Origin of the sequence: Flavobacterium caseinilyticum (assembly GCF_004349085.1) — a bacterium.
Classification (GTDB): domain Bacteria; phylum Bacteroidota; class Bacteroidia; order Flavobacteriales; family Flavobacteriaceae; genus Flavobacterium; species Flavobacterium caseinilyticum.
Genome location: NZ_SMFM01000008.1, coordinates 43,829 through 63,002, shown reverse-complemented (window position 1 = coordinate 63,002; position 19,174 = coordinate 43,829). Strand labels below are relative to the sequence as shown.

At 34.2% G+C, this 19,174-nt stretch carries 17 protein-coding genes; 7 read left to right on the top strand and 10 right to left on the bottom strand.

From position 1 onward, the window contains the following. Nucleotides 1-364: 364 nt before the first annotated feature. The 8 genes from E0F89_RS14280 to E0F89_RS14245 form a co-directional block, all read right to left on the bottom strand. On the bottom strand, nt 365-3,091 hold the full coding sequence (locus tag E0F89_RS14280) for a substrate-binding domain-containing protein (RefSeq protein ID WP_131910454.1): 2,727 nt from the start codon (nt 3,089-3,091) through the stop codon (nt 365-367). Between the two features lie 1,089 nt (nt 3,092-4,180). After that, nucleotides 4,181-4,798 (bottom strand): SOS response-associated peptidase, encoded by a 618-nt coding sequence (locus tag E0F89_RS14275; protein WP_131910453.1) that lies wholly within the window; start codon nt 4,796-4,798, stop codon nt 4,181-4,183. A gap of 254 nt (nt 4,799-5,052) precedes the next feature. Continuing rightward, entirely contained in the window at nt 5,053-5,250 is a 198-nt protein-coding gene (gene xseB / locus E0F89_RS14270; RefSeq protein WP_131910452.1) for an exodeoxyribonuclease VII small subunit, read from the bottom strand. Nucleotide 5,251: 1 nt separating this feature from the next. Then, a complete protein-coding gene (xseA, locus tag E0F89_RS14265; RefSeq protein ID WP_131910451.1) occupies nt 5,252-6,643 on the bottom strand; it encodes an exodeoxyribonuclease VII large subunit in 1,392 nt (463 codons plus the stop codon). A 489-nt stretch (nt 6,644-7,132) separates the two neighbouring features. Then, nucleotides 7,133-7,321: a hypothetical protein gene (locus E0F89_RS14260; RefSeq protein ID WP_131910450.1), complete on the bottom strand. Its 189-nt coding sequence runs from the start codon at nt 7,319-7,321 to the stop codon at nt 7,133-7,135. A gap of 232 nt (nt 7,322-7,553) precedes the next feature. Beyond that, nucleotides 7,554-7,784 (bottom strand): hypothetical protein, encoded by a 231-nt coding sequence (locus E0F89_RS14255; protein ID WP_131910449.1) that lies wholly within the window; start codon nt 7,782-7,784, stop codon nt 7,554-7,556. Between the two features lie 227 nt (nt 7,785-8,011). Then, nucleotides 8,012-9,040 (bottom strand): chemotaxis protein CheB, encoded by a 1,029-nt coding sequence (locus E0F89_RS14250; protein ID WP_131910448.1) that lies wholly within the window; start codon nt 9,038-9,040, stop codon nt 8,012-8,014. 136 nt (nt 9,041-9,176) lie between these two features. Beyond that, complete coding sequence (locus tag E0F89_RS14245) at nt 9,177-9,602, bottom strand: adenylyltransferase/cytidyltransferase family protein (protein ID WP_131910447.1); 426 nt, start codon at nt 9,600-9,602, stop codon at nt 9,177-9,179. A gap of 266 nt (nt 9,603-9,868) precedes the next feature. Between E0F89_RS14245 and E0F89_RS14240 the strand changes: the two genes are divergently transcribed. Continuing rightward, nucleotides 9,869-10,273, top strand: a complete 405-nt coding sequence (locus tag E0F89_RS14240) for a DUF4385 family protein (protein ID WP_131910446.1) — start codon at nt 9,869-9,871, stop codon at nt 10,271-10,273. Nucleotides 10,274-10,542: 269 nt separating this feature from the next. Here E0F89_RS14240 and E0F89_RS14235 read toward each other — a convergent pair whose 3' ends face one another. Together E0F89_RS14235 and E0F89_RS14230 are read right to left on the bottom strand one after the other, a co-directional pair. Further along, nucleotides 10,543-11,229, bottom strand: coding sequence for a haloacid dehalogenase type II (locus E0F89_RS14235; protein ID WP_131910445.1), 687 nt, complete (start codon nt 11,227-11,229; stop codon nt 10,543-10,545). 224 nt (nt 11,230-11,453) lie between these two features. After that, nucleotides 11,454-11,729 carry a hypothetical protein gene (locus E0F89_RS14230; RefSeq protein WP_131910444.1) on the bottom strand — a complete coding sequence of 92 codons (276 nt, stop codon included), beginning with the start codon at nt 11,727-11,729 and terminating at the stop codon, nt 11,454-11,456. 1,178 nt (nt 11,730-12,907) lie between these two features. On the opposite strand from E0F89_RS14230, the gene E0F89_RS14225 reads away from it, so the two are divergent. The 6 genes from E0F89_RS14225 (at nt 12,908) to E0F89_RS14190 (ending at nt 18,995) form a co-directional block, all read left to right on the top strand. Beyond that, a complete protein-coding gene (locus E0F89_RS14225; protein WP_131910443.1) occupies nt 12,908-13,486 on the top strand; it encodes a Crp/Fnr family transcriptional regulator in 579 nt (192 codons plus the stop codon). Nucleotides 13,487-13,589: 103 nt separating this feature from the next. Further along, on the top strand, nt 13,590-14,480 hold the full coding sequence (locus tag E0F89_RS14220) for an SDR family oxidoreductase (RefSeq protein WP_131910442.1): 891 nt from the start codon (nt 13,590-13,592) through the stop codon (nt 14,478-14,480). Nucleotides 14,481-15,256: 776 nt separating this feature from the next. Beyond that, on the top strand, nt 15,257-15,802 hold the full coding sequence (locus E0F89_RS14205) for a type 1 glutamine amidotransferase domain-containing protein (RefSeq protein ID WP_131910440.1): 546 nt from the start codon (nt 15,257-15,259) through the stop codon (nt 15,800-15,802). 352 nt (nt 15,803-16,154) lie between these two features. Continuing rightward, nucleotides 16,155-16,595, top strand: coding sequence for a TlpA family protein disulfide reductase (locus E0F89_RS14200; RefSeq protein WP_131910439.1), 441 nt, complete (start codon nt 16,155-16,157; stop codon nt 16,593-16,595). 203 nt (nt 16,596-16,798) lie between these two features. Beyond that, nucleotides 16,799-17,893 carry an alkene reductase gene (locus tag E0F89_RS14195; protein WP_131910438.1) on the top strand — a complete coding sequence of 365 codons (1,095 nt, stop codon included), beginning with the start codon at nt 16,799-16,801 and terminating at the stop codon, nt 17,891-17,893. Nucleotides 17,894-17,939: 46 nt separating this feature from the next. Continuing rightward, nucleotides 17,940-18,995 carry an NAD(P)-dependent alcohol dehydrogenase gene (locus E0F89_RS14190; protein ID WP_131910437.1) on the top strand — a complete coding sequence of 352 codons (1,056 nt, stop codon included), beginning with the start codon at nt 17,940-17,942 and terminating at the stop codon, nt 18,993-18,995. Nucleotides 18,996-19,174 lie beyond the last annotated feature (179 nt).

Sequence of the window (19,174 nt, the reverse complement as noted above, 5' to 3'; positions counted from 1 at the left end):
AACCATAGGACTAGGTGTTGAATTGAAAAACAACTACAAGGTTATAGTTTAAATTATGTTACATAAAGTATAATGATGTTACAAGTAAATAGTATTTAAATTAAAGAATTAAAAGTCTTTAAAAATTATCTGTTTATGTTTTAGGCTATTAAAAGAATTTGCAAATATAACCTTCATTAGTAGAAATTATATTTGATCAACTGGTGTGAATGAGCACAAACAAAAAAACCACCAAAAGTTTATTTTGATGGTTTAAAATGATAAATAATATTGATAACATTATCTACAATTGGGTAAAACATTGAATCAAATTTTCCATAGAAACGGGGACAATTTTGATACGTTTATTAAATTCTTTTCGGATTTACTTTTTATACTCTTTCGGAGATACACCATATTTGTTTTTAAAGCTCGTGGAAAAATAATTAGGCGAAGAAAACCCAACTGAATAAGCAATTTCAGAAATATTTTGATTGGTATTTAGTAGAAGTTCTTTTGACTTCTCTAATCTAATATTGTTAACATGATCACTAACGCTAATTCCTAATATTGCTTTTACTTTGCGATACAACTGTACCCGTGAAATATTTAAGTCTTTTGCTAAATCCTCAACAGTATACAATGATTTGTCAATGTTTTTATCTATCAACTCATTTAATTTTCTTAGAAAATCTTGTTCGGATATTCCAAAATTAACACCGTCATTATTGACAATATTTTCAATATTATTAGTGTAATAAAAGCGTACCTTCTCTCTATTAAAAAGCAAACTCTTTATAGATTGTGACAATGATTTCAAATTAAAAGGTTTCGTCAAAAATATGTCCGCACCACTCTCCAGTGCTTTGGAATACGATTCCGTATCATCAGAAGCCGTTAATATAATGACAGGAATATGGGAAGTCCTTAAATCTTTCTTGAGTATCTCACAAATTTCGAAACCACTTTTTACTGGTAAATTTAAATCACATATAATAATATCGGGGATTAACTCCAATGCCCGTTCGATAGCATTGGTTCCGTCAGAGGTATAGATGGAGTATTCCGTTAAGAGCTTTAGGGAAACAAAATCTAATAATTCTCTATTGTCCTCAATATACAGAATAGAATATTTGTCCTCGTTGTTTTTTGGTTCTACACTTTGAATATCCTCTGAATCTAAATAATCTGAATTATGAACATAACTTAAAACAGAATCATTTAAAATTTCTTTTTCTTCCAGATGCTCTTTCCCTAATTGAAGTGTAATTATAAATTCAGTTCCGTTTTTAGAATTAATTTCGATGCGTCCTCTATGCAACTCTATAAAACTTTTTGATAGATGAAGTCCAATTCCCGAACTGTTCCTATAATTATTAGAACCTTGATAAAAAGCATTAAAAACTTCCTTCAATTCATTAACCGGAATACCAATGCCAGAATCTTTAAAATAAATTTTAACTATATTGTTGGGTTTGTCTTCTTTAATCGATACCGAAATTTTGCCTTTATCAGGAGTAAATTTAAAGGCGTTTGACAATAAATTAAAATAAACCTTATCCATTAAATTACAATCAATATAAACATCAAGTCCAGGATTGTTTGTAGTTAATGTAAAATCAATATTTCTCTTTTGGGCTTCTCTTTCAAAATCTGAAATGATACTCTTGGAAAAGTCTACAATATTGGTTTTAGAAGCCCTTAATACAAACTTATTATCTTCTGCTTTTCTATAATCCAGCAATTGATTAATTAAGCGGAGTAATCGTATAGAATTATTATACATCAGGCTAATTTCTTTATTAACAGAAATTCCCTTATTCTTGAATTCACTACTCAAAGATTCTACAGAACTTAAAATTAGAGTCAGGGGAGTTTTGAATTCGTGGGATAAACCCATAAAAAAATTTAATCTTGCCTCATTTCTTTTCTTTAGTTCTTCGGAAAATTTTTTAATTTCATTTCTTTGACTCTTGATTTTTTTATTTGTCTCTTCTAATTCTTTCTTTTTCCTGCTTATTGTTATACGGGAGTAAATACTGAAGATAGCTAAACCCAATGTTACTATAAATAAAGAAAACAACAGTTTTAAAAGAGTACTCTGGCTGGAGTATTTCTCTTCTTGTCTTCGGATAACGCTTTGTTGTTGCTCAATGTCAGATTGTTGAATTGTTATCTTGTCAAATTGATTGCTCATAATATCTGCATTAAGCGAATTTATCAATATGGTATTGAGTTTGTTATTTTTAGGAACAATCTCCTTATTCGCTATTTTCATTGCCAATTTGATCGCTTCACTTCCTCCTGTAGGATATAAAACTGTAGATTCCAATATACCATCCTGAACAAGCTGAATACCTCCAAATGGACCATTTAGCCCATCAACTCCAATAAATTTAATTTTGTTTTTTGCCTTTTCCCCCTTGGTCGCTTTCCAAGCCTGATAAGCAATTACATCATTATAAGCATATACATAATTTATTTCGGGAGAGTTTTTCAAACTTTTTATAAACAAATCCTTGGGCAATTCATCTTTTTGTGCATCTATAGTAATTACTTTAATATTAGGATATTGATTTATAATTTGGCTAAATCCCATACTTCGTTCTAGACCAGGTGATGTATAAGAAGCTCCTTTAATTTCGATTACATTCGCATTCCCTTTAGATAACGAAACAATATGTCGCCCGACAATTCGCCCTACTTCAACATTATCTGCCCCTAAATATGCTGTATAATTTGAAGTGTTTACTTTTCTGTCTACTATAATAACAGGAATCCCTATTGCTTTTGCTTTTTCAATAACAGGAATTATAGAATCTGATTCAAAAGGAGATACAATAATTACATCCACTTTATCAGCTATAAATTTTTCGATGTCTTGAATTTGCTTTTTAGCTTTACGATTCGCATTATAAATGGTCAGATTGACCTCCGGATGAAGTGCTGCTTCCACCTCCATCGCGTGGTTCATTGATTTTCTCCAAATATCATAATCTATACTTTGTGAAAATCCAATAGATATCTTAGCTTTATCATCATCCTCAAATTTACAGGAGCTTAGCAGCAAAGTCGAGCTCACAATAAGTATGTAACTAATTTTTCTTAACATTAATTTGTATTAAATAGTCATTTGTATAATTCACAACAAAAACGGATAAATTTATAAAATCTTGAAATGAAGTGTTATTTTTCAAAACTATTAATTTTTATTTGTGGTTAAAATTAAATAATAACTACAAATTACGCAAGTATAGTGACAAGCAATCTTTGGTAAAAATAATCTTTTTGTGTGAGTAAAATTTTTATTTATTTGCCATTATATTATCTATTAATAATGAAAATTATAAGACCATGTTAATTAATTTATCAACCATAATCTTGAGAGATTGGTAACATAAAATAAGGAATTTGTATTAAACAAGTATAAATTTTTGACATAAAGAAGGCTATTGTGAATTGATCAGTCAAATTAAAAGAAAGTGCCAGACCATTATAATCAATATATTTAATATTTGAACCAAGTTCAATTAAACCCGGAATTTGAACCTTTGGAACTATTCAAAAAATCTCAAAAACGAATTGACCGCTTTTTATTCTTGTTCTTTGGTTAGTAAAGGCATTTATTGCCACCCAATTCCGTAAGACTTCTACTGAGTGACTGGCTAGATTTGCAAGAGAAATGAAGATATACCATTATACAATCGATTCAAAAAATACTTTGAGCACCTCAACACGGGTTACAAAGGAAAACGCTATGATGTATTTGTTTTTAACGGAAGTCTTTTTAAACCCGATGAAGTACTAGATACCATCAAAATTGATGATAAATTACTGTTTAGGCACACCTTAAAATTGGCAGAATATGACTTTGCCAGTGAAGTAAATGTCAATATATAAGGACAAAGTGGAAAATATCGGATATTATTGAGTTGCTACAGCATGATACCGAAGCGATAAATTTTTTTGGTTTAGATCCTGATAATGGCACTGATGGGATTGATGAGGTTCTGTTTCCATGGTGTTTTATTCCGTTTCGATGCTCCTCAAGCTGTTTTGTGGATCGATGTGAGGGCGGAACCGCATTTAGTGAGAAAAGCTTTTTTGAATGTTGTAGAGAACATACCCTTTCGGCAATACTGTTCTTGAAGAGCGTGGGGCAACCAGAGTAGAAACGACAGTCGTTTTTGAATAGCACCATTTATAATTTGACAGCAATTAAATCTGCAGAATAAGGAAATGCAAAATGCTCAATTGCTTCATGATTTAACCATTTGGATTCCTCTTCTCGTTTTAAAACTACCGGCATTCTTTTTTTATGATTGTGGATTTCTGCCAATAGGGGATTGGCTTCGGTGGTGAGTATGGTGTAGGTGTTTTTGATTTCTCCGGTTTCTTTATCTACCCATTTGGAATATAAACCCGCAAAAGCAAACAGTTCTTCGTTGGGCAAGCGCAATTCGTATTTTTGTTTTTCTTTCCCTTTAGGGTCCAACCACTGCCATTCGTAATAGCCATTAGCAATAACCAGGCATCTTTTATAAATTGAATTTTTGAAGGACGGTTTTTCGTTGACCGTTTCTATTTTAGCGTTTAGCGTGTATTTTTTTATTTCCTCATCCAAAGCCCATGCTGGTATCAAACCCCAATTGTAATGGGTAATGATGTTTGGTTTTTCATCAATGATTACCGGAGTTTTAGGATATTCAAAACCATTGATGTGAGCAGTTGGTTTGAATTCCACCGGATTATCAATAGTTGCATTGAATCTATTTTGTACTTCTAATGCTAATTTGGATTGTTTGGTGTGAAAACACATAGTATCTGGGTTATTTATTAATCGAGTTACTTACTTAAAGATTAATATTGAGCCTTATAAACATAAACTTAATTACAGTTTTTAATGACTGTGAATACTTTAGAGTACATTACCAAAATAAAACACTTCAATTTTAAAATAAAAACACACCCATAACCTCCCGTTCTAGAAACGAGACAAGCTCTCTGGAGAGGGGAATTCACCCCTGCTAACATTTAACCTTTAGTTGTTTAGTAGGTAAATATCTCAATTTATTAATTTTCGAGTTCTTTTAAAATTGCATTCACGTCTTCTTCGGTTGTGGTTAATTTTAATTTGCAAAATTTAATTAGTGCTGTTGCTCTTTTTACTTTTGCAGAGAGTTCATCAACAGAGATTTCTCCTTGCTCTATTTCGGAAACAATTAGTTGTAATTCCTCAAAAGCATTCGTATAATTCATTTCTTCTTCCATTTTATTCTTTAATTTTTGTGATTATACTGTCTAATGTACCGCTAAATAGCACTGTATTTATTACTTCTCCTTCTTGTAATTGGGAAACGTCTTTGACAGCTTTGCCATTTGAATGCGTGATGCTGAAACCTCTTTTTAAAACATTTATGGGATTCAAGATCTGGATGTTTTTTTCAATGTTTTCCAATGCAAGTTCGGAATTTTTGAGGTAAAGTATGGGTTGAATTTCTATTTTTCCTTGCAATTGAGTTACTGCTACTTTTAATTGATTCAGATTGAATTTAGTTGCAATGCGTGTTTTGGCTTGCAGTACGTTTAACTTTTCGTGGTTGTTTTTTACTATAAATTTTGATTGCTGCTGAATTGCGTAGCTGGCATTTTTGATTTGGTTTCCATTGGTGTTCAGAATATTAATCGTCATTGAGCGAAACAATTTAAGTTCGGATTCAAGTTTTGTATTTTCCTCGCTTAGCAATCGTCTTGATTTGTCCACAATTTTTTCTTTGGCGTTTTGGATTGGAACCGAAAAATCATGGAATTTCTGTATTAGGTACTCGGCAAGTTTCGTTGGTGTTATTGCATTAGTATGGGCAATCATTTCGCATACTGTTTCATTTGTGACATGGCCAATTCCGGTGATTACCGGGATAGGAAATACCGCAATAGCCTTGGCCAATTCGTAATTGTTATAGCATGACAAGCCCACATCACCGCCGCCACCCCTGATAATGGCGACTGCATCGAAATGATGGATTACTTTTCTAATTCTTTCTAATTGTGAAATGATGCCGTGAACTGCTTTGTCTCCCTGCAATATGGTTGGAAATAAAAGATAAAAGAATTTGTAATTCCACGAATTTTTATCAATTACATCGAGAAAATCACCAAAGCCTTTGCTAGTCGCTACCGAAATTATCGCAATTCGTTGGGGTAAAAAAGAAAGTTGTAAATTTTTGTTTTTATCATAAATTCCGTCCAGCTGTAGTTTTTTGATTGTTTCCCGCTTTTCATTTTCTAAATCTCCTAACGTGTATTGTGGATCAATATCTATTATTTGAAGTGAAAGGCCAAAAGCCGGATCGAAGGATATCTTAGCAAGGAATAAAATTTTGATTCCATCTTTGAGCGGCTCCTTCAGTATGCGTAGAAAATTGCGATTGATATTTTGGTAATCGTCACGCCATATGGTAGATTTAATTTGCGCGATTATTTTCCCATCTCTTTTTTCTACTAATTCCGGAAAGCAATGACCTGATTGACTGTAATGATTTAGTTTGTTCATTTCAGCTTTAATCCAAAACGCGCTTTTATACCTTTCTTCCAGCGTTTTTTTGATACTGTTTGTTACCTCCAGCAGCGAAAAAATAGTCTTATCGTTGATTTTTTCAGGCATACTAATTTTAGATTTATGCTTTAAAGGCGTGCCTTTTATAGTGTTTCAAAGATAAAGTAGTTTTTTTACATTGATATTATCGGATGGAGTTAATTTTTTTAATCTGTTGGCCGATGATAGGAGGAAGATCGTTTTTGTCTATTAACAGGAAAGGGCTCGAAATAAAATTTTATGATAACGGGGGGAAGTTCGTCTATTGTCTATTAATTGGAAAGGGCACGGAATGCAATTCCGCGCGAAATGACTCTGTTTAGCGAGCCGCGTTGCAAACGCTACGACTTGTTTTTATAAGTAAAGTAGGCACTCGTTACATACGAGCGCCAGTGGGTATGGTTTATTTCTTAATATATAATTGCCAAACCAAGTTGTCACACTTCTTCAAACGCTTTTATATCCATACTTGTGCCGAATGCAATTCCAATTGGCATTCCTATACCTATAAAAGCCATATTCACGAGGCTTGGCAGGTCAGGTCGCATGATTTTCAAACTATGATTTTGCCTGTAGATCTTTTATTGCAGCTCTTTTGGCGCTATGAAGCATTTTTGATACTGAATTTGTTAATAATACATTTCCTGATGCCTTCAATACTTTCTTATTGTCTTTTGTATTTATCCGACTGGCAATTAAACCAAGGATAGCTAACGCGACCGTACTTATTAAAAGTGTATTTTTCATCATGTTTTTATTTAGTTAATTGCATAAATAGTTTTTACTAATTATAGCCTATATAGAACGAAATCTAAAGAGATCAGTTGAGCAAATCTTGTGACGCTACCATTCATAGGCAAATTTGCCTGTAAAGAAACCCTCTTTAGAATTTCCCTCTTTATTCCGCTTTACTGATTTGCCAAATACTGACAATAAGAAAATGAGCTTTGCCGCTCTATCGCTATATTTTATAGGATGTTTATTCTTCAGAAAAAGCTGGTTTATATGATTCCTTTACAGAACTAAATTTTGCCTGAATTTCTTTAACGGATGCATTCTTAGCATACTCAAGTATATCCTGCATAGCTTCTGACGACAACCCGGCTTGCACCGCTTGAGATACCATATTTTTTAATTTCTCATTTTTTCCTAATACGATTAGTCCAACTACCAATAAGGCTGCGGAACCGATTAAAATTGAATTTTTCATTTTGTTTATTTTTAAAAGTTATTGTGAATCTGTTTTTTAAAATTTTAGATACTATCAACTAGAGAACGATGCCTTTCATAGAGCTTGGCGGGTTTGAAGGCAGTATTCTTTTTTTTATAAAATTAAAAAGACTTAGGAGAATAAGATTTATGTTATTTCTGTAAATTTCTATATAATTCCCACATGCAGTGCATTTTTTATACCTCAAGCGGGAAGCTCACTGCTTATTAAGCGGGGCTATCTTCGGAAGTTCCTTTATCGTTTGCCTTGATTATTTGACGGATGCGATCGATATGTATTTGAGACTGTGCCGCTCTTTCGCGTACTATTTTTTCGGGTGTTCCGCGACGGGTTTCCGCCAGAGTCAGTAAAAGATTTTTTCGCTCTTCGAACATCCGCAATGCAACCCACATTGTTTCTTCGATTTTTTCTGTTTGTACCGCTAAAAGGGCTTCAGCAGTATAAGCGTGACCGGTATGGCAGCGATAGCGAGGCGGAACGCCCTTATCTATCTTCCATAGCACACCGCCGCAGCCCGGACAGTTAAACGGTACCTGTTCACCCAGCGTATTTACAGCGGGCAAATCGCTTAACACTCTTTTTGCAATGTTGGCTTCAAGGATTACGTCTTTGGGAATGGTTTTGCGTGCGGATATTTTCTTCGAAATAAGCTGCTCGATCTGTGCTCCCATTTCTTTCAGCGGCAGGACATAATCGATTTTTACGTTATTGATTGCATTTTGCGGCATTTGCGGATAATCTGCATCTGCGGGATCCTGAACGATACAAATACCACCACATTTTCTAACGGCATCCATACCTGAGGTTCCGTCGTTAAGGAATCCTGTGAGCAGGATTGCAATCAGCGAATTGCCGAAAGTGACAGCGGCAGATCGAAACAACGGATCAATTGCAGGACGATTTCTGTTTTCATGGGCACCCTTTGTGATCAGTATTTTAGCATCATCGCCTACCAAGAGGTGATGTCCCGAGGGCGCCAGGTAAACATGCCCGGCTTTGAGTGTTTGACCCGAGATTGCGTGCGCACAGTTTAAAACTGTATTTTTGGTAAGTGCATTAAGCAGTACATTACCTGATGCATCTTCTGAAATGTGCATAACAACCAAAATCGGAAGCGGAAATTCGGATGGTAGCTGGGCGATTACATCGACAATCGCTTTGAGTCCACCTGCTGAGGCTCCTATAACCACCGCCTGATGCTTTGATTCTCTGGGTTTGGTTTTTATACTTGTCATTATTCCTTTCTTTATCGGTTATATACTCTATTTAACGCGCGCACTATTGTATGTATTACTTTTGTTGAAAATAGCTTTTACAATCTTATAGCAATTCCGCCTGTCACAACTACATGAGTTGTATTAGTCTGAGCCATTATTGAGCGTTTAAAAGTTCTTTTTGATACACTTCCTGACGCAGGTTGGTACTCGAAAAACGATGATCTCTGGTATTATAGTACAGTTCGATCCCTTTTTGCTCACAATAAGCTCTTCCGGTAAAATCCTTTTCTTTATATTCATCACCAACGATGCGTACATCAATTTTAAAAGACTTCAAAACATCTTCTAAATCTTGTTCCGTAGCATAAGGAACTACCTCATCAACAAACTTACATGCCTTTAATTGTATATAACGTTCAACAACAGTTTGAGTAGGTTTGTTTTTTGTTGGACGATCTAAAGTAGGATCGGTCTGTAAACCAACAATTAAATAGTCACATTGTAATTTTGCTTCCTCAAGCATTTTAACATGCCCTGCGTGTAGCAAATCGAAGGCACTAAAAGTGATTCCTGTTTTCATCGGTCTAAAGTTTTAAAATTAAAAAAAACGTTTTTATAAGTAGCTGATATGTAAAAATCATGATAAACCTTTTTACCTTAATTCAGATTTAGTTTTTTGTAGCGAAACCTAAACTCATCATAAAATTTAATCTATTAAATTAAAAGCTTTTCTAATTAAGTTGTACTCCTGTTAAAAGCCATATTAGTTACTGTATATCTAACGCAGAATACAAAGTTGCGCTAACTTTTAATTAATTTGTTGCGTTATATTTAAAAAATGTTTCAATATTTACACATCCATACTGGAAATTTAAAACCGAGGCCATTGCCGAAATATCATCCAAAAAAATATTTTCATTATTTGAAAATTATTTAGAAAAGAAAGATTTTATCGCTGCTGATATGGCGCGGAAATTTCTTCAAATGGGTTTTACAAGAGCAAGAAGATACGCTAACCACAAGAGCGGGAGAAAATATGAAAGCGGCGAAAAAAAAGTCGACAAGGAAGTCTATCCATTTTCTTCAGGCAGCAGTAATAAAGACAATACAGTACTAGAGCAAGAAACGGACGCACTAACCAATGAAAAGGCCAGAGCAGCCGCTATTTTTAAACATTATTGGTTTTTAGCAAAAGATTATCCTCAGTTTATACAACAAAAAGATGAATTTAAAAAGATGTATTACCATTAAACGTGAATGATGATGTGCGGAAGAACCCTGCAGAAAAATGGAAGTAAAAACCGAGTTGTTGAGTATATTTATAAAATTTAAGATACAAAAGTTAGTTATTATCTATCCTAATTTTGTAGCCAGCAAATTAAGTAAACCTCGAGGGTTATTGTACATCTATATATAAAAACATTTTTAGTTTACTGCAGATGAGATCTATGAAAGTCTAAAGCATTTTCTTTTAGGTTAGGTATTTGTAGAAACAATTTTTTTTCGACGTCCGTAAATATTTATTTGTATTTTTCAATTAGCACCATTGCCATTTCATAAATATCTTTGGCTTCATAGGTCGGTTTATCCGAAAGGGAATACAACGATTGGCCTTCACGTGCAACAAAACCGGTTTGCAATCCAGCATGTATAGCGCCGGCTAAATCCCATCCGTGTGCCGCAATCATAATTATATTTTGTGGTTGCTGATTTAATTCAGTTGCCGCCCATTTATAGGTTGTAGGGTCTGGTTTGTAAATTTTAAGAGTATCAATACTTAGGACAAGCTCAAATATATCAGTCAGATTTGAATTAATTAATTGTTCTTTCAGTGTGTTTTCAGGCGAATTTGTCAAAGTGGCTAATCTAAAACCATTTTCTTTCAACAGTTGTAATCCTTTCAAAACATCGGGATACGCTTTCAGATTCCGAATTATTGAAAGAGTTTTTTTAATTTCATCTTCGGTTACGGTTTTATTTAAAGAAGTTGCCGCCATTCCAAGCATCGCAGCACCTATCGCACTAAAATCATGATACTGATTCGTGCAATTATCCACTAGCGAATAATGCAATACCATTCCAAACCAAATTTTGAACGCCAGTGGTTCCTCCAGTAAAGTGTTGATCGCATTCTTAAGCGGAGTCATGTCTAACAAGGTTTCATTTACATCAAAGAGGAGTACGGGTTTTGTGTTTTTTGAGTTCATAGTTGGGGATTATTTTTATCTTATTAAGAATAATTTAATGAGAATTTATAATTCTTCTTATTGTGTTAGCAGTTTGTTTTTAATAGAATAAACTAGGTTCATGAATGTTCAAATTTAAAGGTAATGATTTTAAACACAATTTTTCGCTAAAAGATTTTTGATCTACTGTTGTTTTTCCATCATAGGATATCAATAATTCGGGTTTTACAATTTTAGGTACAGGTCTAATAATTACTGTTTTGATTGGCTTTTATATTTAAAGGTTCCAGATTTGATTCTTTTATAAAAAGGACTTTATGAGTTCCCAAATTACTGAGGTGATCAAGTACTTTAGAGTAATAAGGATCCTTTATGAATGTATCTTCAAAATAACCTGTGAATAAAGTATCAAATTGTTCTTCCGATGTGGGAATAAAAGAAATCATGTCTTTGTAAATGATTTTGGCTTCTTCACCCAGCTGAAGTATAAAATCATAATTAGAAATGGTGTCGTTTTGCAAATTGTATAGCGTAATGAAGATAACGATTTCGATCTTGGTAATCGTTCCTAAAGAAATAAAATTATGACCATTTTGTCCTTTACCGTACTCTGCATACTTAAAATTGCTGATTGAGTTTAGTAAGATATATCATAAGCCAGTTTTTGTATGCTGGTTAAGTCTAAATTATGTCTATTGATGATTTTTGCTTCTTCATTCATGACGATAGGGTTTCCTGTTTTTTTGTTTTACAAAATTGCAAAAGACCAATTATATTTGGTGGTCAATGATTCAAAATAGTATTTAACCATTATTAGTTTGTTTTGTTATTGCAGATAAAAAACACTTCTCAATGACAAGACTGAGGAAATCGTTATTGTATATTAATTGGAATGGTAACAGAATGCAATTCCGCGCCGTATAGTGAGCCGAGTTGCAAACGCTACAGCTTGTTTTTAATAAGGAAAGTAGGCAGTCGCTGAAAACTAGCGCCAGTGGGTTGCGCGTGATGTTAAACGCGATTAATGTTGTTAACCTCTATTATTTAAATTTTATCTAAATAATTTAACTCGTTTACGTAAAGCCGTAATAGATGTAATTTTTATAAGGTTAAGTTTGAAAATTATTACTCTAAATCTTGAAGAAATGAAAATAAAACTGTTAAAATGTTTGGCGGTTTATTATTTTGTTCAAGTTTATTCATCTACTGTTAAACCAATTTCTCCCCAATTTGCCTTTTAGTCATTAACGTCCAAAATAAATTGTAAATTGGGATGGCGACTGCATCGAAATGATGGGTTGCTTTTTTAACTATTTCTAATTGCACGATGTTGCCGTAAACTGCTTTGTCACCTTTCAGTATGGATGGAAATAAAAAATAAAAGAACTTGTAATTCCACGAATTTTTATCAATTATATCTATAAAATCACCAAATCCTTTACTGGTTTTATTGGATACTATTGCAATTCGTTGTATTGGGTTGATGAAATAGTTGTTTAGTATTTAGCTGCTCATTGACACGGGTTCGGAATGCAATTCGGTGCAAACGGGTCTTTTTTATTGTTAGCCTTGAGTTAGAGCCTTTACTGAAAATCCAGGCAATGTGTTTGGAACAATTAGACTTCCCATTGCCCGATACAATGGTTTAATAGGTGTATATTTGACTCCATCATTGAAAACATTATCAAAATAATTACAAATGTTTGACGTATTTTTTTCTCATATTCTTGAGAAGGTTTCGTTGACCGAGCGGGAAAAGGAACTGCTAAAAACTTATTTTACCTATAAAAAACTTCGAAAGAAACAATTTCTTTTAGAGGAAGGTGAAGTGTGTCATTATCTTTCCTTTGTTGAACGAGGTTTATTAAAATCGTATAATACTGACGAAAAAGGGATTGAGCATGTCAGCCTTTTTGCATGGGAAGGATGGTGGACGTCCGATTTATCCAGCTTTTTCAAAGAGGAAAAGGCTATTTTCACAATCGATGCAGTTGAAGATTCTGAAATTCTGATGATTACTTTGGCTGATTTTGAAAAAATGACTATTGAAATACCAGTGATGGATCGTTACTTTCGAATTTTATTCCAAAATAGTCTCTTTACCAAAGAGCAGAGACTGCTTAGTTCTGTAACGTATTCGGCAGAAGAAAAGTATCTCCGATTAGCAGAAAGTAATGCTCAACTTTTGCTACGTGTTCCTCAAAATTTGATAGCCTCTTATTTGGGTATAACGCCAGAGACTTTGAGTAGAATAAAGAAAAATATATCTCGACGCTAATAGTCAGCGTTGATCTATATCAAGTTTGTTTCTTGCTTTATATCAGGTAAAAGCCAGCCTAACTACGGTATTTTTGTTTTTATTATTTTATATCTTATTCACTATGTCAGCTAATACACTTCCCAGAATATTAATAACAGGAGCTACCGGTCAGGTTGGCAGCAAAACGATCGATTTTCTTTTAGCAGATAAATCCATAGTTATTGTTGCTGCTGTTCGCACACCAGAAAAAGCCACGGCCTTTACCGCTAAAGGTATTGAGACAGTCATTTTGGATTTTGATGATGAAAGCACCCACAGCAAAGCTTTTGAAAACATCGACCGCGTTTTTATGGTCACCGGTTATACAGTAGACATGTTGCGTCAAAGCAAAGCATTATTGGATGCTGCCAAGAAACAGCAGGTGAAGCACATAGTACATCTTGGAGCATGTGGCCCAGATGACACCAGCATTGGTCATTGGGCTTGGCATCAATTGGTGGAGCGTTATATAGAGTGGGGCGGATTTACGTATACACATTTGCGGCCTCAAGATTATATGCAGAATTTATTGGGATACGGTGGAAAAAAAGCAATAGTGAATGGCGTAATCTATAATTATGTTGCCAATGCCAGATTGAGTTGGGTTGATTTGGAAGATGTGGCACAAGTTGCTGCATTAGCTTTAGCGCATCCCGAGCAACATGCCGGAAAAACCTACCGGTTAGGGTATGATGCCATGACTTTTGATGAGATTGCCGCGCTAATGACCGCTATAGTGGGCAAGTCTTTTCATTACGAACCCCTTTCACCAGAAGTATTTCGTGAAGCCATGGAAAGTGCCGGTGCAGAAATGGCTTATATGAATTGCGTATATGATCATTGGAAACGTCATGCGGCCGGAACTATACCTGGCGCCGCCGATACCTTTAATAATTTTTATGAACTCACGGGCAAGCAACCTACAAAATGGAACGGTTTTATTGAAAAACATAAAGCAGAATTTAACTATTAAGTTTTTGAAATAATCCGAAGACCATGGTCTAAAAGATACCGACGGCAAGTTCTACCCAAATGAGAAGAAGGACAGTCATTATAATTAATAAGGCGGCGAAACGATATTGTGGTTTTTTTATTTTTCTGATTGCAAGTTCACAAAGTATACCCGTTCCGAATAATAGTATGCCCGCGACAGTAAAATCGAAAAGAGTCCAATTTACGTCCTCCGTGAATTGCATTGCAATTAATGGTATCATTAAAAGAATTGCTGTAAGGGAAATGATAAGTAAAAGCCGATTGTTTTGCATCATGAAAATTGTTTTTCTTAGTTAGTCATTTTTTTTACATATTCTTACAAAAGCAATACATTGCCTAAAATTTAAAGATAATATAGACATACGTTCAGAGCGTGGAGCAATAGTGTAGATGTTTCATTAGTTGCTGATTGGAGAGGGCATAGTATGCAATTCTGCACGAACAGGTGAACTAGTGTTAATCTCTTTTCAGTTGCTAATTGGAGTAGGCACAGAATGCAATTCTGCACGAACGGGGTAGTCAGCTCAAAGAAAAATATTCCATAAAAATAACCAAGTCAGAAACAGAACTAAAAGAAGAAGTTTTACATATTGGGTATTTAAAAATATCCGTAATTAAGTTAATTATTCCATTAAAGGAATTCTTCTATCAAAACAGCTTGAACAAAATTATGTTTATTTTAATACCTATTTGTGAATTATCCCCTACTATAAGTTGTAATTTTATACTGTTAACAGAAATTAAAATTACAAAATTATGGAAAAGAGAATAGCTATTTTAGCCACAAATGGATTTGAAGAAGTTGAATTAAGCTCACCTAAAGAATATTTAGAAAAACAAGGTTGGATAGCCGAAATTGTGAGTCCAGAAAGCGGAAGCATAAGATCATGGGCTTCTACTGAATGGGGGAAAGATTATAAAGTTGATCAAGAATTAAAAAATGTTAAAGCTACTGATTATGATGCTTTAGTGCTACCTGGGGGCGTTATTAATCCAGATAAATTGCGAACAAATGAAAATGCTTTAGCTTTTATAAAAGATTTTTTTAAAGCTGGAAAGCCTGTTGCAGCAATTTGCCATGGACCACAAATTTTAATTAGCGCCGATCTAGTTAAAGGACGAAAAATGACTTCCTATCCTTCTATAAAAATTGATTTAACGAATGCTGGAGCCGAATGGCATGATCAAGAAGTTGTTGTAGACAAAGGATTAGTTACAAGTAGAAATCCTGATGACTTACCAGCTTTCAATAAAAAATTAGTAGAAGAAATTAAAGAAGGGAAACACCAGCAAATAGTTTAATTTTTACAAAGTATCTTTTTTTAAAAGAAATCAGCTCTTTTGCTTAAAATAATCCCGAGAAAGAAGTAGTCACTATTTCTGCGCTGTAGCATAACCTTTTTTTAAATATTGAATCTATTTTAACTTAATAGTAGAAATGAAAAAACCTTCCATAAACTAGACTGTCCCCAAAAAGTTAGACACTATTTGGGGCAGTCCAATCGGAGAGCGGGTTTTTTTTTCTTGAGGGAACAATTTTCTATCAAAAATCACTTGAAATGACTAAAAATTATCAGAAAAAAATAAGTACACCCAAAGGCAACCTCGTTTTATCAATTTTGCAATAGCAAGCTTAAATCAAAAACAGCAATAAATGACTAAAGAAAATACAGTTGTTGATTCAATTCTGGTTCAGGATTTTAACGGCAACCAAATCGATCTTATAAAAGAGTACCAAGGGAAAACTATTTTAGCCATAATATATAACAACCAATGTTTGGGGTGTACAGGACGTGCGATTCCTTTGGCATACCAATTACAGAAAGAAAATTTAGGAATACAAGTAGTGGGTATTCACAGCAACTTCACGCATACAAAAGTTACCGAAAATGATATTAAGAGCATTTTTACAATAGAGGAACTTCCTTTTCCTATTTTTTTGGATGAAGGGCATTTGGTTTATGACCAATTTGATTCAGAAGGAACTCCGCAATGGCTTTTAATTACAAAAGAAGGAAGATTATCTCGCTCCATATTTGGCTCTCAAGAAGGGGCACAAAATCGATTGTTCTATGCACTTGAGCAGCTGGATTAAAAACACTTTCAGAAATAGTGACCTTTGTCCTGGAACGACCTGTTCATTTTCAGCTGGAATCGGTACAAGCTATTTAAGAGTCACTCCAGAAAACTTAAGTAGTGTTAGGAAAACAGTTAAATCTATCATAATTGATATAGGTCAATGATATTTGCGTTTCGGTAATGCATATTTGCGGATATTAATAATTTTTTTAAAATAAAATGAGCAAACAAGATTTATTAACACCATATAACAAAAATATTAACCTCAAGAACAGAGTTGTTATGGCGCCTATGACACGAGGTAGAGCAGATAATGAAGGCAACGTTCCAACGGATGAGCTACATGGCTTGTATTACGAGCAACGGGCGTCAGCAGGTTTAATTATTACAGAAGGCTCGCAAGTGTCTCGTGATGCTGTAGGTTATATCAATACGGCTGGTATCTACACAGATGAGCAAGTAGAAGGTTGGAAAAAAGTAACCAAACGTGTACATGATAAAGGAGGGAAAATTTTTATTCAATTGTGGCATGTAGGACGTATGTCTCATCCCGATTTTCATAATGGAGCATTACCATTATCCTCTTCAGCTATAAATCCTAACGATAAATCATTTACTCCAGAAGGATTTAAAGATACTGTTACGCCTAAGGAAATGACCAATGAAGATATTAAAACTACGGTACAAGATTTTAAAAATTCAGCTGCAAATGCAGTAAAAGCTGGTTTTGATGGAGTAGAAATTCATTCGTCTAATGGCTATTTGTTTCAGCAGTTCTTTAACGGAACGTCTAATCACAGAACGGATGAATATGGTGGAAGTATTGAAAACAAGGCCCGTATATTTTTTGAAGTTCTAGACGCGATTAAAGAAGTCATTCCGCAGGAAAAAATTGGAGCTCGTTTTAATCCATCATTACAGGGCCCATTTGGAACGGCTATGGATGAAGAAACAATCCCAACGTTTGAATACATCATTAAAAAATTGAATGATTATAATTTAGCATACGTGCATCTTTCTGAGCCATTTACAGATGTTTCAGCAATTCCATACGCTGTTACTGAGATAGCTAAACATTTCCGTCCTCTATATAATGGAACATTGATGATTAACTCGGCATTTGATCAAGAAAAAGGAAATAAAGTAATTGAAGAAGGGTATGCAGATTTGGTAGCTTACGGTAAGCCATACATCTCTAATCCAGATTTAGTAGAACGTTTTGAAAATAACCTAGATTTAGCAGAGTGGGATCAAAGTACGTTCTACGCAGGAGGAGCAGAAGGGTATACAGATTATCCAAAAGCTTCTAAATAAAATAATACATAAATCGAATAAATAACAACTTAAAAACAACGTAATTATGGCGACTACAACAGTAAAAGCATATGGTTCAACATCACCAAAAGAAGATTTAAAACCGTTAGATATTGAAAGAAGAGCTGTAGGGGCAGATGACGTAAAAATCGATATCACTTACAGCGGTGTTTGTCATAGTGACATACATACCGCAAGAAACGAATGGAACGGATCAACCTATCCTGTGGTACCTGGACATGAGATCATTGGTCGAGTAGTAGAGGTTGGAAATGGTGTTAGTCGCCATAAAGTAGGTGATTTAGTAGGAGTAGGATGTATGGTAGATTCTTGCCGAACATGTTCTTCTTGTGAGAAAGATTTAGAACAATTTTGCGAAAAGGGAGTAACATTTACTTACAACAGTCCAGATAAACATCTTGAAGGCAAACAAACTTACGGAGGTTATTCAACGTCAGTAGTTGTTGATGAAAAATTTGTACTACGCATTCCAGAAAATTTAGACGAGGCAGCAACAGCACCGTTATTATGTGCAGGAGTTACTACATGGTCACCATTACGTCATTGGAACGTAAAAAAAGGAGATAAAGTAGGAGTAGTAGGTTTAGGAGGATTAGGTCATATGGGCGTTAAATTTGCCAATGCATTAGGTGCACATGTAGTTATGATTACAACATCGCCAGAAAAAGGAAAAGATGCTAAACGTTTAGGTGCTCAGGAAGTTTTAATTTCCAAAGATGAAGAGGCTATGAAAAAACACCAAAATAGTTTCGATTTTATTTTAAATACCATTCCTGTAGGTCATGAAATGGATCCATATTTAGGATTACTTAAAATTGATTCAACAATGGTTTTAGTTGGTGCAGTAGAACCGTTAAAGCCATTTCATGGAGGAAATATCATTGGCGGACGTAAGCGTATTGCCGGTTCTTTAATAGGAGGTATTAAAGAAACACAAGAGATGTTAGATTTCTGTGGCGAACATAATATTACTAGTGATATTGAGCTTATCAATATGCAAGATATTAACACAGCTTATGATCGTGTCACAAGCAATGATGTTAAATACAGATTTGTAATTGACATGAAATCGCTTAAATAAAAACAAATTTTTTTATAGCGGATTAAATAAAAACAGCATCTAAAGTAATTTTAGATGCTGTTTTTATTTTTAGTAAACTACCGAGATAAATTAAGTTCTGTTTCTTTTACCAAAAATGGCTCAGATTTACAGCCTGTAAATTTTTATTATGATATAGGTCTAACGCTTCAACCATTTTG